This window comes from Desulfovibrio piger (genome assembly GCF_900116045.1).
Taxonomy (GTDB): domain Bacteria; phylum Desulfobacterota; class Desulfovibrionia; order Desulfovibrionales; family Desulfovibrionaceae; genus Desulfovibrio; species Desulfovibrio piger_A.
The window spans coordinates 808,658-825,741 of the sequence record NZ_LT630450.1; the positions used below are offsets into that span (position 1 = coordinate 808,658).

A 17,084-nucleotide genomic window follows, 5' to 3' on the forward strand; every position below is an offset into this window, starting at 1 on the left:
AGAATCGTTTTCAAAATGGACGATATGTCCGTGATCGAAGCGGATGCCTACGATTACGACGGGCCCGTAGCCCTGTGCGGCGGTAGCGGGGGCGGCAGCAGCACGACCAATACCGTGGACTATGAGTACAACGCCCGCATGGCGGCGCTTTCCGAAGAGCAGCAGGCCTGGGCACGGGAATACTTTGAAATGTGGCAGACGCATTTCAAGCCTTATGAGATCGCCCAGGCCCAGGCCAACATGGAAATGCTGCCGCTGGAAACGAACCTGTACAAGAACCAGTTACAGGCAGCCACGCAGCTGCTGCCCCAGCAGACGGAAGCCGCCCAGAAGTTCCTGGAAGCGTCCACCTCCGGCGTTGACATCAATGAACGCATGGCCCTGGCTACCGCTGATGCCTCCAGCGCCTGGAAGGACGTGCAGGGGCAGACACTGCGGGCAAATGCCCGGATGGGCGTCAACCCGAACAGCGGACGCTTTCAAGGCGTCAACGCCGCGCTGGATACCCAGAAGGCCGCGCAGCTTGCAGGCGCCAGAACGCAGGCCCGTGTGGGTGCGGAACAGGAAAACTATGAACGTCTGAAGAATGCCGCCAGCTTCAATGCCACGGGCGGGATCCTGAGCGGGCTTGGCGCTCTGTCCAGTTAAGGAGGAATCATCATGGCACTGTACGCCTCCAAAAATCCTTTCAACCGGGCAAGCGATACCTTTCAGCAGGCCACTCAGACCATGGGCAGCCGGACCAAGGAAGGGCCCAGGACAGAATATGAGCCGGCGCCGCCCACTCCCGGGCAAGTCATCACGCAAGGCCTTGGTGTGGTGGGCACGGGCAAGCAGCTCTATGGCATGGGGCAGGACGCCTACGGTTTTCTGGCAGGACTTGGGGCCCCGGATGCCGCTGCGGAAGCAGCCAGCGCAGGAGCCGGAGCCGCGCCTGCCACAGGCGGTGTCCAGGCGGCACAGGCCGCCGACCTTGCCCTGCCCGCCGTGCAGGCCCAGACAGGGGCTCAGGCCGCTGCCAGTGACGTGGCGACATCCGGGCTGCACATGGCGCCCCAGGAGGCCGCCCAAAGCCTTGGCCCGATGTCAGGAGACCTGACCAAACCCATCGGCGAAGGCGTGTCCGGCGGGGCTTCAGGGACTGCGGAAGGCGCCGCGGCTGGCGCGGGATCGGGATTTTCCCTTGGTCCGATGCTGGGATCAGCCGCGGGCGGCGTGCTTGGTTCGCTGGGCGGTCAGACCCTGGGACAAGCCATTGGCGGGAATACGGGCGGCCAGGTGGGCAAAGTCGTGGGGGGTGCAGCTGGCGGTGTGCTCGGCAGCATGGCGGCAACGTCCCTTGCTTCCAGCCTAGCAGGCGGAGCCGCGGCCGGGTCCGTGGCCCCTGGTGTGGGGACGCTCATCGGCGCCGGTATCGGCGCTCTGACCTCTTTCTTTTTCTAGGGGGGCGTCATGGCTCTTTACAAGACGGGCATCAATCCTTCCCAGATGGCGCAATCCGCCATGAATGCCGCCACACAGGCTGCGGCCTCACAGACCAAGCAGACCACCACCAAGGTCAAGAAAGAAGGCAACGTCTGGGATGACATCTACAAGGGGGCCGCAGCGGTCGCCGCTGTGGGCAGAGGCGTCAATTCCCTGGTGGATGCGGCGGGCAGCGCGTGGGACATGTACGACCAGTACAAACTGCGCAGCGCCTATGACGACGTGAGCAAGACCTTTGGACAGGGTGGCTTTGAAAGCATCCAGAACAACCCGGACATGCAGGACTACTGGCACGCCCAGGCTGTGGGGCAATTCGTCAAGGACAGGGCCGGCACGGAAAAGGGCCGCCTGGAGATGCTGAAGAGCATGGATGCCGCTGCCGACAAGCAATACCAGGACTGGCGGATGCAAGCCATGACGGTCAACAAAGCCTTCCAGGCAGGAGATATGCAGCAGTTCATGCCCCTTATGGAGCAGCTGGCTGCAACATCCCCTCTGCCCTACCGGCTTGAAGGAACCCAGGACGGAAAGTTCAGGGTGTTGTTCCGTTCTGACCAGCACCAAGGATGGACGGCCACAGACCAAGTAATCACCCCACAGGAAGCCATGAACGAGGTGAACAAGGTTTTGCAGGGCGAACAGTCCGTCTTGCGCGGTCTTGACGGGAAACTGCATCCCGTCAACCCGGGATTCAATGCCGCAGCTGCCCGCTACTATTGGGGTACCGTCATGGGCAATGCCGAGAACAGGCTCGACCCGAAGAAACAGATCCCCCTCTACGATTCCGACGGGAATGTCGTCGGCCTGGGCGTGATCCAGAATCCTGTGGATGACTACGGCGCCCAGCCAAGGCTGCTGGTTTTTGACCGCCGCGGCAGACAAGTCGGTGTGTATGATGGCATGGAAGGCGTCCTGCAAGCCGGTATGAGCCCCTACAGGCCGGCAAAGCAGAAAGGCAGCGGCAATGACCAGACCGCAGGTGGTTTCAAGCTGACCGACGGCGACCGCTCTGCCCTGCGCCGGGCCTGTACCGTCATGGATCCGAACAGCGGAGAGGAACGTGTGGACCACGGCAAGGTCGCCGCTCTTGAAAACTTCATGCAGCGCCATGGGCTTTCTGCCGACGCTGTCCTGGCCGCTTTTGACGAAAACGTGGCCATAGCCATGCAACAGGGAGCGCCCAACAGGCAGACCGCAGAAAAAGCTGTGCTGGATATGATGCGGGGGAGAGCCCCTGTGCAACGGAATTCCGGCAATCAGGCCGGTGGCAGTGCCCATGCCGGAGGCCAGCAAGGTGTGCTTTATGGTCTTGGGGAAAGGATCAGAAAAGCTGCTGACGGCAAATCCGGCTCCACCAGTGCCAGCGCGCCGACATCAGACAAGACCGCTCCCTCTGCTGCGGAGAGATTCTGGAACGAGCCAGGTTATCTGCCCCAGCTGCTGGGTGGCATGGGGAAAGGGGTCCTTGATGACCTGAACGATCCCAAGGCCCCGACATCCATCCCAGGCTACTACTAGCCAGCCAGGACTTTAAGCTCTTTGACAACGGCATAGAGAGGAGAGGAAAGGGCCGGGAATCATCCGGTTCCCGGCCCATGTTTTTTAGCGGCCCAGCGCCACGGCCACGTTGAGGCTTAAGAGAAGCTGACGGGACCAAGAAAGCCCCGCCGAAGCGGGGCCTCAACCAAATATGGTGTTCAACCTACGAAGCTGCTTCCAGTTCCACCTCGGAGTTCTGACACCGGCACGACGGGCTCAGCGTCCCGTCATTACACACGACGCGCCCATTATGGCACCGCCCAGATACTCCGCCATGCCACGAGCAGCAGCCGCGCTGGACACTCAAGATACCAGCCAGCGGGTCGTCATCATTTTGTGAGAGGTCTGGGGCGCATTGCAAGGGCTGCGTTTGGGACAAGACCTCGGTTTCTTCCGCCCATGCCGGCGCGGAAAAAAGCATTCCTGCCACCGCTACTGTGCCAAGGATTTTCCACATCATCGTTTTCATCTCCCCCTCCTTTTTACCAAAGCCCCACCTGCTGGCAGGGTGCCTTGACGAATCGATTTTCGTTTCCCTGGAGTTTTTCAATACGTTTGGCGCGGGTACACTCCCATTGATCGATAGGGTACATCTTGTTCCACGCTTCGAAAAGCTGACGCTGTTGACGGCTGAGACGGTACTCGTCATAGCTGTCTGCCATGTAGAGGGCCGCGCGGGCTACCTGCCCCTTAGCACGGGTTGGGGGCTCAAAGCGATTTCCGTCCATCTTGGCTTCGCAAGTGCCAAAGGCCGACTTAGCCGAAGGCAGTTCTGAGTACTGCTTATTGCCCCGGACCGCGTTCACAGCGCCGATGGCGGGGAACAGGTTGTACATGTCAGCTTGCATATGCCGGTACTCCATATTCACCTTCTCAGCGCACTTGCGGCCCTTGAATGGTTTGCCCTTGCTTACGCACTGGGGATGACCTTCACGCCATTCTTCGAAGGCTCGCCCAAAGTTTTCAGCCGGTACGGCATGTTCCCACTCGACTTTGGAAGCACGCTTCTGGTGCTTCTCCGTCACGAATCCGTCGGGCAAGTCGATGTTTTTTCCCTCATCGAATATGGCTCCGCAGTAGAGCGTAACCCTGTGGTCGAAGTAGACCTGACGCTCCAGCATCTTTTTCGCTTTGGCGAAGCTATCGTTTGTTTCATTGCCGGCGGCGAAGGTGACACCTATGCACAAGAAGGTGAAGATCAGGGCAGCGGTCAAGGCAGAGGTGATCTGGCGGAAGTGTCGGTACATGATTTCTCCTATGATGCGGAGAGGCTACCACGCGGCAGGGGGCGGGGCAACAGGGACGGTGAAAGAAGAGGTAAAAAGAAGGCGGCCCCGAAGAGCCGCCCCTTGTCGGCCAAAGAGCTGCCAGCACAGGTAGGCAGCGAAGGTGAAACTCAGTAGTGGTAGCGACACTGGAGGACGATCAGGGCCATCCCCTGCGCATCGAGGCGATACACAAGGCGGTCTTCCTGATTGATGCGGCGGGACCAGCATCCCGCAAGGTCAAAGCGGAGCGGCTCCGGCTTGCCAAGGCCTTCAAACGGATTGCGGAGCGCATCACGCAGCAACTCATTGATGCGCTTCACCGTCCGTTTGTCGGTCGCCTGCCAGTACAGATAATCTTCCCACGCTTGGGACGTCCAGGTCAGCAGCATGGCTAATCCTCAAGGTCATGCTGTACCGTCTTTCCCGCGTCAGCGGCGTGCAATGCTTCCCGTAACCGGGCGGCATTGGCCGGGGAACGCAGTAGATAGGCTGTCTCCATGATGGCGTTGTAGTCCTCCAGGGACATCATGACGACGGAGGGGGACTTCTGGCGCGTGATGATGACGGGTTCGTGGTGGTCACAAACCCGGTTCATGGTTTCCGCAAGGTTCTGCCGTGCCTCGGTGTAGGTGATGGCCTGCGACATATGCGTCTCCTTTTTGTACAGAAACGAGTACATATTTTGTTTATTTTGTCAACTCCTCTCCTCCGGCCGTTGTCCATACCCATGGAGAACATAGATGGCCAGAGAATCCCATCGCCCGACCAAGACCAATTATCAGGACTACCTGTTCGACTTTTCCAACGTCGATTTTTCGCAGTATGCGGGACAGGGCAGTGCCCAAGGTCCCGATGTTGCGGCACAGCAGACTGACGAGCCCGGCTTTCTGGCACGTCTGGGAAACACGGCCCTTGCCATCGGCGAGGGGCTGACCATGCTGCCCGGCGGTATCGTGGGCACGGTGCGCGATACCTGGCACGGCGGCGATATCGATGTGACGGACACCGAGGCCATGCGGGACCGTGAGGAGCGCGCCCGCCAGCAGGCTGCCTATGTGCAGAAATATCAGGGGAAAGCCTTTGATGGTGTGGCTGATGCCATGATCTCCATGCCCTACAGCCTGGCAACCATGGGAGCCAGCCTGGGTGCCGGTATCCCGACGACTATGGCTGCGGGACCGGTGGTGGGCGGTGCTACAGGCATGGCAGCGTCCGGGGCTGTCGCCTACCGGGCCAGCAAGCAGAACTTCATGGAAAATATGCTGGCCGAGACCACCAAGATGTTGGGACGCACGCCGACCCAGGACGAATGGGACAGGATAGCCCAGGAGTTTGACAGCGAGGCGACGCAGTACGGTCTGTGGGAAGCCGGGCCGGAAGCCCTGAGCAATCTTTTCATGGCCAAGCTGCTGGGCCCTCTTGGGAAGCGGGTTTTCTCGGGTGGCATAGGTAACGCCGCAAAACGTGTGGCCGGCCTGTATGGCGAGGAGATGGCGACTGAAACTGCCACCCAGATGGGACAGGGATCCATCGAGGCCGATCTGGGCCTGCGCGATGAGGCTCCGGGCGTCTTGCAGGCGCTGGGGGAGGTGGCGCCAGCCACGTTCTGGCAGACGACGCTCATGGCTGGCGGAAAGAAGGGGCTGGACCTGCTCTCCCGCCGTTATGACCGTGGCCAACAGGTCGAAGAGGCTCCGGCTCCTGACCAACAGGAAGGAAGCCAAAACAGGCCGGAGGCTCCGGCTGCCGGACCAAACAACACTGCCCCTGCCAGTGACTTTGGCTCCCTCAGTGGACCGGAATGGAACGCCCCGGAAGCTCGCATCGACGAAGCCATGTGGAACCGGGAGGCATCTGCCAGGGGCTGGAACCACCTGCGCACGGATGCCCCCAAGCCAGATCCTGCCTTCATCCCCGGCGATCCGTTCACGGATCCTGCTGCGGCCCAAGATACCGAAGACTTTGTGCGGCGTTTTGAGGAGGCGGAGCAGGCGGTAGAAGAAGATACGACCGGTATGGCACAATCTCTTGACCAAGGAAAAACCGTCGACCTGCTCGCTACGCCCCCGCAGCAGGAAGATAGCCCGGCACCCGGGCGGCCGAGCGCCCCTGTAAAATCCGCTCCGGCCGTGCATGCTCCTGCTCCCGGGCCTGATATTCCACGCCAAACTTCACCGCTTTTGTCCCCCCGGAGCGATAACGGCATCCATGCCCAGCCGAACCAGCAGGGCATGGCCGCGCCGGCATTCCCGGTGGGACCTTCTCCCCTGCCCGCTGGTGGCGTACTCTCCCAAATGGGACAGGCAGGACCTCAACGGCAGCCTCCTGTCACGGCTGTGCCTACACAAGCCCAAGTGCTGAATATCCAGGCCACGCCGCGGGCCGATACCACGGCCCCTGCCGAGGCGCTGGGCATGCCTGCTCCCGATGCCATACCGCGGGAGGCACAGCCTGCGCCGCAAGTTGGCGATATGGCGGCGCCTTCGGCCATGCCGGCACAGCAGCCTGTGGCACGCCCTGTCGTCCCCATGCCTGAAATGACGCCGATGGATGCGCCACGTCAGGAAGCCCCTGACGCCTCTCCCCGCAGAGAGGAGAAGCCCGCTTCCGTACAGGCGGCTCCCGAAGTGACGGCTCCTCTCATGTACAGGGGGGCTCCCATCTCGCGTATGCCCATCGGGGACGACAGGCGGGAGAATCAGGCTGACAGCATCCTTCAGGCTGCCGAACAGAAGGCAAAGGCTGCTGGCGACGCGCGGATGCAGGCGGCCGTGGCAGAGATCCAGCAGGAGCGAAAGTATGTTGGCGTGACGCATGACGCGCTCTGGGAGCGCATCAATAGCGATATTCTCCCCTATGCCGCGGAAGATGCCCACGACGCGACGCAGCAGCCGTCTCCACAGGATGATTTCCTGCGGGACCATCTCGTAGTGGCGACCATTACCGGCCCCGCAGGCTCACCGATGCCGCCACAATCCAAAGGGACACCGGCGAAAAGGCAGAAATCCGGTACATCATCAGTAGCCGAGCAGCGGAAAGCCATTCTGCAAAGCCTGCCGGAAGACCTCCGCAAGGCTCACAAAGGGGCTCCGCTCAGCAAGCTGAAAGAACTGGCGGCGCAGCATGGACGTAACGAGGAATCTTCCCCAGAAGATCAGCTTGCGGCAAACGGCACATCATACGGCACGGTGGACAAGCCTGATACCATCGCTCTTGCCCATCATTTTTCTGCGGCTTTCCTGACAGGCAGGAAATTCGGCACCATCGTCGAAGCCCGCAGGGAGGCAGCTTCGCTGCTGGGCGGCGCCATACGCCCGGCCACGGAAACGGCCAAGGCCGTGGATGAAGCTATCGAGCTGGGAGTGACACTTGCCGCGCGCAAGACTGTGGCGGAAATGCGGGAACGGCGGGAGAACGATACGGCCATTTATCGGGCACTGGTGGACCTGTACCAGCGTCAGCCCCGATTGAGCGTGCGCACCAGCACCAGTGTGGCCCAGCAGGCCTACAGCACACCGGCCCCCATCGCCTTCCTGGCTTCGCGTCTGGCGGGTATCGATACGGGCACCAAGGTATTCGAGCCCACAGCCGGTAACGGTATGCTGCTGATGGAGGCAGCCCCCAAGAATACCACGGCCAACGAATTGAACGCTGACCGGGCAGAGCGCCTGCGCTCCCAGGGCTTCACCGTCTCCGAACGGGATGCTGTGGACTACGCGCCTTCCGGCATGGACGTGGTCATCGCCAACCCTCCTTTTGGTCGCGTGAAGGATGCAGGCAGGCAGACCAAAGAATTTTCCGCCAACGGTCTCACGACGAAAGAACTTGATCATGCCATCGTCGCTCGTGCTCTGAGCTCGCTGAAACAAGATGGCCGTGCCGTACTGATCATCGGCGGGAAGAAAGGTGACGACGACAGCCGGAGCAAAAAGTACCGTGCCGCCGATCAGGTACACTTTTGGGGTTGGCTGTTCGAGCATTACCGGGTGTTGGATCATTTCAGCGTCGATGGTAAACTGTATGAGCGTCAGGGGGCAGGATACCCCATAGACATCGTTGTTCTTGAGAACAGCGGTCCCTCTCGTGGCCGCGTGTTCCCGGGCGCCGCCCTGCCGCGTCATTACACGTCTTTTGGTGACCTTGAGGAGGTACTGCATGGGCAAGTGGTGGACGCCGCCGAGCGAACGCCCGGCGCTGACGGTCCAGATACCGGACGAGTGGGAGACGGACCAGATAGCCAGTCAGGACGAATTGATCGAGCTGCTGACGCTGAAATTGCAGACGCTGATAGAGGACGCGTACGATCCGGAAGAGACGCTGGGACAGATGGTGCGCGATCTGGAAAACGCCTCGATCCTCGGGTACGGGATGACCGATCTGCGGAAACTGGCGGAGGGCGAATACTGGGAAGTGAACGGCCTGCTGGCGAATCCGGAAATGACGTATCTGCTGATACAGAAGGCGGGCGTGCCGGAGGGACAGGACAGTCTGACCTGGCCGCAGACGGCCACCGAAGAGACACCGGAGAACGGCGCGGACGAGATGACGCTGGAAGAGTGGGCGAACTCGGTGACAGCGGGGATGTACGTCCCGAGCTGGGAGTAAGCTCCCCTGCCCGGCAGCAAAAGACCGGTCACAAGCCAGCGGCTGCCCAGAAGCCAAAAGCCACAGAATTTCAGGTAGCCTATGAACCGGCCAGCTCCATGCAGAGCATGGGGACGCTCGTGCCCAAAAACATGGCTACCGCTGCCAGACAAGCCCTGGCAGACCTTGAAAAACGTCACGGCGGCATTGACCAGTATGTGGCGGATCAGCTCGGCTATCCTGCCGCAGAGCTCGGCAACTATTTTGCCGCCGAGCAGGTGGACGCCTTGGGCATGGCCATCAGCAATATTGCCGATGGTTCCGGCTTCATTATTGGCGACCAGACCGGCATCGGAAAGGGCCGAGTCAATGCCGGCATCATCCGCTGGGCAAAGCGTCAGGGCTACATCCCGGTCTTTGTGACCATGAAGCCTGACCTTTATGCCGATATGGTCCGCGACCTGGCGGATATCGGCATGGAGGGATTCAACCCCTTGCCCACAAACGCGGGCCTTTCTGGTAGCGATGCCATCCTTCTCCCTGACGGACGGGAGCTGAAAACAAAGTCTGCGCAAGCGCATGAAAAGATCCTGCGCGACGTGATGCAAAACGGCATGGGAGCGTATGATGCCGTTTTCACCACGTACGACCAGCTCAACCCCGTCAAGGGGCAGGATACCTTCCGGCGTCAGTTCATGATGGACATCGCGCCCAATGCCGTCTTCATCCTGGATGAATCCCACAATGCCGGCGGACAGGCCTCCACCCGCAAAAAAGCCAATGCCGCAGACGACCGTGCGCAGTTCGTGCGCAAAATGCTGCAATCCTCGCGGCAGGGAACATTCTATTCCAGCGCCACCTATGCCAAGCGCCCTGACGTCATGTCCCTGTATTTCAAGACGGACATGCAGTACGCCGCCGATGATATGGGCAAGCTGGCCGAGGCCATCGAACGTGGCGGCATCCCCATGCAGCAGGCAGTGGCCGCGGAGCTGACCGAGACAGGACAGTATCTGCGCCGGGAGCGCTCCTTTGAAGGGGCGGAGGTGCAGACCTCCACGGTTTCCATCAACAAAGACCGTGCTGAAAAGACCGCCGACATCATGCGGGCCATCATGGCCTTTGACGATGCCAAAGAAGCGGCTGTGGAAGCGGCTGACAAGGCGGCGGCAAAGACGGGCGGTTCTGTTGGTGACAACAAAAGCACCGGCAAGGGAGGTGCTTCCAGCACCAATTTCACGGCTGTCATGCACAACGTCATTGCCCAGAGCCTGCTGGCCCAGAAAGTGGATGCTGTGGTCGAAGCCGCGGCAAATGACGTGGCCAGAGGGGAGAAAGTCGTCATCGCCCTGTCCAATACCATGGGCAGCATGATCAAGGAGTTTGCGGAACAGAACGGCATTGCCGTCGGTTCCCCCATCAACTTCACCTTCAATGACATGTTTGTCCGCTATCTGGAAAAATCGCGGATGATCGCGATCAAAAAAGCCGGACAGAAAAAAGCCGATACGAAGCGCCGCCTTACGGACGAAGAGCTGGGGCCCGACGGCGTGCAGGCCTACAACAATGCCCTGGCCGTTATTCGCAACTCCGATTTTGGCGGTCTTCAGGTCTCGGTCATCGACAGGATGCTGGCCGAATTTGAAGCCAGAGGTATCAAGGCGGACGAGATCACCGGGCGTACCGAGCGTATCGACTACACCACAGACGTCCCGACCTACGCCAAGCGTGCCACTGGTCCTTCTGACCGCATCCGTGTCGTGGACGAATTCAATTCCGGCAAACTGGATGTGGTCATCCTCAACCAGGCGGGCAGCACGGGCATCAGCCTGCATTCATCAGAGCGGTTCAAGGATCAGCGTCGGCGCAACATGATCATCGCGCAGGCGGAATCCAACATCGACGTGTTCATGCAGACGCTGGGCCGAGTTTTCCGCACCGGTCAGGTCGTGCCGCCAACCTATCAGCTCATCATGTCCGATTTGCCAGCGGAAAAACGTCCTGCCGCTGTCCTGGCGAAGAAAATGAGCAGCCTGAATGCCAACACAACGGCATCCAAGGAATCCGACACGTCATTCAAAAATATCCCTGACTTCCTCAACAAGTACGGGGATCGTGTCGCCAAGCAAGTCATGGACGAGAATCCCGAGCTTTCCAAAAAACTTGGGTCTCCGGTCAAGGAAGACGGCGAGGACGCCATGCGCAAAGTGACGGGACGCATCCCGTTGCTGCCGGTCAAGGAGCAAGAACAACTCTATGCTCTGCTGGAATCCGAGTACAACGACCTCATTGCCCAGCTTGAAGCCATGGGCGGCACTGGCCTTGAGGCCAAGAGCCTGCCGCTGGATGCCCGCCTGCTGGATGAGGTGGAGATAGTGCCGGCCAAGGATGTGGGCAAGGATACCCCCTTTGCCGGGGCGGCCAGGATCGGGACGTATGACGTGAAGAAACTGGGCAAGCCCTGGCCGTCCGCGAAAGTAAAGGAGATGGTGCAGGCTGCGGATGTTCCAGATACGGAAAAGCTGTTTCAGGAGGCCCAGGTCTGGCATAACGGCAAGGTCAGGGACATGAGCGACGAGGCCGCAGCAAACCAGCAGAACCGGCTGAACCTTGCCCGGGATGTCATTGCTGATGCGGCCAGGATGCGCCCAGGGACACCGGTGCTGATCTCTGGGGAAAACCTGCTGATGGAAGGGGTCATGCTCAGGCTGTACCACAAGGGCAGCGCGGAGAATCCCCTGGCGCTCAGCACCTGGAAGATGGACATTGCCCTGCCGGATGCCTCCCGAAAGATCACCATCCCGCTGTCACAGACCGTGAGGAAGGAAGATGCCCTTACGGTCACTCCATCGCATCGCGATCCTGACGTGCTGTACGGGATGTTCGATTCTGCCCAGAGAGAAAGCAGGGAAAAGGCCCATATCATCACCGGCAACATCCTGGCCGCCTTCCAGAAAGTCAATGGAAAGGGCAATGTCATCACCTTTCAGGATCATGAGGGGAATACGATCCCGGGCATCATGCTGCCCAAGGACACCGATCCCCAGAAACTTCTTGACGGGATGGATGTTTCCCTGTCGCCCGATGCGGCCATACGCTTTTTGCGGGGTCTGCCCGGCAAGGCTGCTGTCAAAACGGCGGACAAGCTCCTTGTACTGTCCCATGACGGGAGTGATTTCACTGTTTCCGTCCCTTCGTCCAAGGCCAAGGGGGCGCAGTATTTCCTGAACAGGGACGTGCTTGAGGCTGCGGGGCAAGACTTCATCCGCTCCGGGCAGAGCATGGTGCTGCGGCATCTTTCCGAAGGTCAGGCCGCCGGCATCCTGCAGGCGCTGTCAGGCCAGGGCTACGGATTCGTAGCCGACAACAACCGGGATGAAGCCCGCAAAATCATGGCTGATACGGACAGTCAGGCCCTGGCGTCACTGGCCTCACGCCCTGCGCGCAGGCCGGACAGTCTGCCTTCACGCTTTGCCGACATGCCCACGATCGAGGCCGACAGCACGCAGTGGTTCGGGCCGGGAAAGGCTATTGATGCGGACAGCCGGAATATGCGCAAGGCAGTATATGACTGGGCGCGTACCGCCTTTCCCCAGGGGACGACGGTGGACAATGCGGATACCGGATGGAGGGTGCAGGTGACACCATCTGGTATTAAGGCCAGTCTTCACCACGGATATGATGAGCTGCTGGCCCGATCCGTGCCCTTCATCCCGCAGATCATTGAGGGCGGTATCCATGTCGACAGCATCAGGAAGACGCCTCAACTTCTGTCCCATATTTTTGCCGGCAAGATCAGGCTGGACGAACAGGATTATGTGGTGGGCTTCGTGCTGCGTGAAGATGTCAACGGCAACCGTTTTTACGATCACGAGCTGACAAAAATAATAAGCCCCGACTGGCTAAAGCCGGGCCATCCTTCAAGTGAAGGTCCTTCGAGTGAAGGGTCGTCTGGACACCGGACCAATCGGGGTGATGTGATGAACATACTTCGGGAACGTCTGGGCGTCAATGATGGGACGGGGCAGGTATTGTTCCGGACCGCCGGCCAGTTCCTGCCGCCCAAATTCAAGGGGAGACGCGCCCCGAGCATGGAGGCTGTGCGTCGCCTGGCTGACAAAATGAATGGCATGGCCGCCAATGCCGCCCGCGTGGAGATCGTGGAAAATGCCGGGGCCCTGCCGCAGAACCTGCGCGATGCCTATGCTTCTCAGGCGGACAGCGTTGAAGGCCTGTACGATCCGACAACGGATACCGTGTGGCTGGTGGTCGAGAATCTGGAAAGCCTTGAACGGGCCGCAGAGGTCTGGCTGCACGAGAACGTGGTGCATCATGGCCTGCGCTCTGCACTGGCACCGGCGCAGCGTAGACTGCTGCTCAACCAGCTCTGGCAGATCATGGGCGGGATGGGAAACAGCAGCATCCGCGACATCGCCAGCCGGTATGGACGAGACCCGCGCAGCAACGAAGCTGCCAGGCTGCTCATCATGGAAGAAGCACTGGCCAATCTGGCGGAACGCCGTGCCCAGAGGATGCTGCGCAGCACGCAGGAACAAAGCCTGTGGCGCCGGGTCGTCGATGCCATTGTGCGTGCCTGGAACGGCATGGTCTACACGCTGACCGGTCGCAGGGGGCGCATGGGCCGTAGCCAGATGGAGCGGCTGCTGGACGCCCTGCAGGGGCATGTGATGGAGGGAAGGCCTGTTGCCATGCCTGACGCGGCCTTGGAGGAAGGGACGGACAGTGCCGGTGCCTTCGCTTCCCTGAGCGCTGACCAGCAGGAAGCCGCCCGTGCTGCCTGGATGCAGCTACAGAAGGATATGGAAGCCTGGGGAAGGCAGCTTGATGACATTGCTGATGGACGCGGAAACAAAATCAGCGGGCTCACGATTGGAGCCACACCAGATGTATTACAGCGTCTGGGGGCCAAACCTCTGCCGATGGAAATAACGAGGCACAATCTGACAAAGGTGTTGACGAAGCACGATATCCCACTTGATACGCTTCGAGACCTGCCGAAACATCTGGCGAATCCAATCATGGTATTCAAGTCGGCCACCATGTCCAACGCGTATGTCATGTTGACGGAAATGGAGCGGAATGGGGAAAACCTTGTCGCAGCCATTCATTTTGACGTGGACAGAGGGCGTACTCGCGTTAACGATATTGCCAGTATTCACGACCGCAGCACGAGGCGCGACACGGGGAAAACTGTTCCGGGCTGGGTGTGGGCCAAGAACCAGATCGCAGCAGGAAACCTGCGCTACTATGACAAAACACGTAGCTCCCGCTGGTTCAGAGAACGAGCTGGACTGCAATTGTCCAGTGTGGTGAACCGCGAGAGCTATCGTGGGATTAAAATACTCACGGAAAAGGACGTGGTCAAGCCGGCGGATCACGGAAGGGGCGGGGAAAATACTCCCCTGGCCTCCCTCGCCTCTCGCCCGTCCGGTCTTACCGAGAGCGTTGCTTCCGGCATCCGGGCACTGCGAAAGGTCATGGGCCGTGGTGTGAGCGCTGACGTGGAAGACATCCTGTCCAATGAAGAAATGGGCAAGCTGATCCCGCGCCATGACCTGAGCCTGGCCGAACGCCTGTTCAAGCTGCCGCACTGGGTGGCCAAGGACCATGCCGGATTCGCCAAGGTCTATGACAGACAGCTGCGGCGTGTGGAAGAGCGCTCCGCCGCTCTCAAGGCCACGCTGGAGCAGGTGCCTCTGCTCTTTGATGGTGATGCCAGCAAGCGTCTGGGCCAGAAGGAGCAGGAACAGCTGGCTGCCATGATCTGGAAGTGGGACGGGAAGCAGATCGGGCCCTTGAACGCCATCGAGAAATTCAACGTCGTTGACCAGACTGTGAACGGACGCGACGTCCTGGAGCTGAACCCGGACTACCAGAAAAAGTTCAGGGCATGGCTGAAGGAACAGCCGGAGCCGGAGCGCGTGAAGCAGGCCTTTGGGCAGGTGCGCGAAGCTCTGGATGCCGCCTTCCTGCGTGCCTACAACAAAATGGCCGCCATGTCAGACCTTGCCGATACCGACCTGGAAATATACCGGACGGAGTTCGGGAACATCCACAACTACTTCCCGCATCAGCGTACAGGGAAATATTTCGTAGTGGCAAAGGTGGGCAAGGAAACGGTCTTCCGCAAGCATTTTGACGTACCTTTTGGCTCGTCGGTGCGCGAGGAATGGGCCAAGATCGTTGCCGAGCACAGGAAGGACTTTCCCGACGCCACATGGGAGGATCCGCGCGAAGCCCAAAAGCTGCCGGATGACATCCTGGGGGCTCCCATTGATCCGGAAGCCATGGAACAGATCATCTCCGCCGCGGCGTCCCGGCTGGGCGACAGCGAACAGGCCGAGCGCGTGCGCTCCACCCTGCTCTCTGGCGTGGCCGACGTCCTGAAAGCCCGCGGTTTCGGGGCCCATGGCATCCACCGGCAGAATATCCCCGGCTTCGAGACCCAGGACGTGAAGGGCGTCCTTTACAGCTACATGGCCGGTCTCAACGGCTGGCTGACCAAGATGGAAGCCGCTGCGGACTTTGCCCGGGCCCTGGGCAAGATTGATGCCAGCGCCTCTCCCCGACTGTGGGAATATGCTGCGCAGTACACCAAGGATATGCTGCGCAACAGTGACCAGATCGACAGGATCACCGGCAACATCAAGTCCGTGGCCTTTGCCTGGTATCTGGGCGGGAATATCAAGACCGCCGTGGTCAACCTGACCCAGAATGCCGTGGTGGGCGTGCCCCGCTTGCAGCAGTATGTCACCGGCGGCGGGGGCCACTGGCTGAAAAGCGCCATGGATACCATCGGCCTGACCTACTCTGGCAAGGGACTGCACGGTGCCAAGAAGCTGACTGCCGAAGAAACGGCCATGCTGCAAGAACTGTACGGCAACAGTGTCATCACGGATGCCTACATGGAAGAAATCCGCGGGCAGATCTCTGCTTCGCCGTCCCTGCGGATGTGGGAACGCTTCACGCGACTGCTGGGCTGGCCCATGAGCAAGGTGGAGATCTTCAACCGGGCCTCCCTTGCTCTGGCAGCCTACCGGGCGGCCCGTGTCGGGGCCTTCAAGACCAAGGCCTTAAAAGAATATGGGCTTGAGCCGGGCCAGAAGATGACCCACGAGCAGGCACGGGACTTTGCGGCCATGCTGGTGCGCGATACGCACTTTGAATACGGGCGCGGCAACCAGCCGGAGTTCCTGCGCAGCAATGTGGCCGGACGCATGCTCTCCCCCGTGTTCACGTTCCGCAGCTTCGGGGCCAACATCCTGAACCTGTGGTGGCGGGCCCTGCTCTATGAGGGCAAGGAGGGGCGCGCCTTCGTTGGCAAGAGCCTGGGGGCGACCGTGGCCCTTGGCGGGCTGACGGCCTTCCCCTTCTATGCGACGCTGGCGGCCTTGTGCGCCGCGGCTTCCGGGGATGACGAGGACTGGACCGCAAAGATCAGGAACGCCCTGCCGGCAAACAACCTGCTGCGGGACGTGGCCTGTTATGGACTGCCATCCCTGCTTGGGGTGAATATTGGCGGCTCCCTGCGCATGGAGACGCCCTTCACGGAGGGCATGAAGCGTGGCGAGACGTTCAAGGAGGCCATGACGGAAAGCCTGGGCGATCTGCTGGGCATCCCCTATGATCTGGCCGTGAACAAGCCGTCCAAATTCCTGGAAGCCAGGCGCTTCGGCGCTGACTACAGGGCGGTGGAAGCGCTTGTGCCGACCTTTGTGGCCAATATTATGCAAGCCTGGCGCCTGACTACGGAGGGACAGACGACCATGCGCGGGCGGCCCATCAACAGCCCTGGCCAGCCCGGCGCCCGGAAGCTTTCCACCGGAGAAGCCTTTGGCAAGGCGCTGGGTTTTCAGCCCACCAGCAGTACCAAGAGTTATGAAGCCTATGCGGCTGAGAAAAGGCGCACGTCGATGCGTAGCGACAGGATAGACGACTTCACCAACCAGGCCCTGGATGACCTTGAAAGCAAGGGACGCCCGTACATGATGCGCGAGCTGCATAAAAAATTGCAGGCGTGGAACAAGGAGATGGAAGCGGAAGGAAAGCCGGCCATGAAGATCATGCCCAAGGACGTGCTGCGGCGTGTGGCCGCACGCAGGCGGGAGAACAGGCCCACCAGGGACCAGAGAGAAAAAGGCGCAGCCCAGATGGCGACGTGGGGAGTGTAATAGGGGAAAGCCCCGC

The 17,084-nt window shown here is 60.4% G+C and carries 7 protein-coding genes; 4 read left to right on the forward strand and 3 right to left on the reverse strand.

Annotated features, from left to right (window positions below; all coding sequences use genetic code 11):
- Nucleotides 1-15: 15 nt before the first annotated feature.
- From DESPIGER_RS03975 to DESPIGER_RS03985, 3 genes are read left to right on the forward strand one after another with little or no spacing between them, the layout of a single operon-like run.
- On the forward strand, nt 16-648 hold the full coding sequence (locus DESPIGER_RS03975; protein WP_231927633.1) for a hypothetical protein: 633 nt from the start codon (nt 16-18) through the stop codon (nt 646-648).
- Nucleotides 649-660: 12 nt separating this feature from the next.
- Nucleotides 661-1,443 carry a hypothetical protein gene (locus tag DESPIGER_RS03980; RefSeq protein ID WP_072333362.1) on the forward strand — a complete coding sequence of 261 codons (783 nt, stop codon included), beginning with the start codon at nt 661-663 and terminating at the stop codon, nt 1,441-1,443.
- Nucleotides 1,444-1,452: 9 nt separating this feature from the next.
- Nucleotides 1,453-3,003 carry a hypothetical protein gene (locus DESPIGER_RS03985; protein WP_072333365.1) on the forward strand — a complete coding sequence of 517 codons (1,551 nt, stop codon included), beginning with the start codon at nt 1,453-1,455 and terminating at the stop codon, nt 3,001-3,003.
- A gap of 503 nt (nt 3,004-3,506) precedes the next feature.
- On the opposite strand, the gene DESPIGER_RS03990 is transcribed toward DESPIGER_RS03985, so the two are convergent.
- From DESPIGER_RS03990 to DESPIGER_RS04000, 3 genes are all read right to left on the reverse strand, one after another.
- The gene (locus DESPIGER_RS03990) at nt 3,507-4,271 is read right to left on the reverse strand and encodes an endonuclease (protein WP_072333368.1); all 765 of its coding nucleotides are present in this window, start codon (nt 4,269-4,271) and stop codon (nt 3,507-3,509) included.
- A 149-nt stretch (nt 4,272-4,420) separates the two neighbouring features.
- The gene (locus DESPIGER_RS03995; RefSeq protein WP_072333371.1) at nt 4,421-4,681 is read right to left on the reverse strand and encodes a Txe/YoeB family addiction module toxin; all 261 of its coding nucleotides are present in this window, start codon (nt 4,679-4,681) and stop codon (nt 4,421-4,423) included.
- Nucleotides 4,682-4,683: 2 nt separating this feature from the next.
- Entirely contained in the window at nt 4,684-4,938 is a 255-nt protein-coding gene (locus DESPIGER_RS04000) for a type II toxin-antitoxin system Phd/YefM family antitoxin (RefSeq protein WP_072333374.1), read from the reverse strand.
- Between the two features lie 604 nt (nt 4,939-5,542).
- Here DESPIGER_RS04000 and DESPIGER_RS04025 point away from each other — a divergent pair.
- Entirely contained in the window at nt 5,543-17,068 is an 11,526-nt protein-coding gene (locus tag DESPIGER_RS04025) for a PLxRFG domain-containing protein (RefSeq protein WP_162273850.1), read from the forward strand.
- The last annotated feature ends 16 nt before the right edge of the window (nt 17,069-17,084 follow it).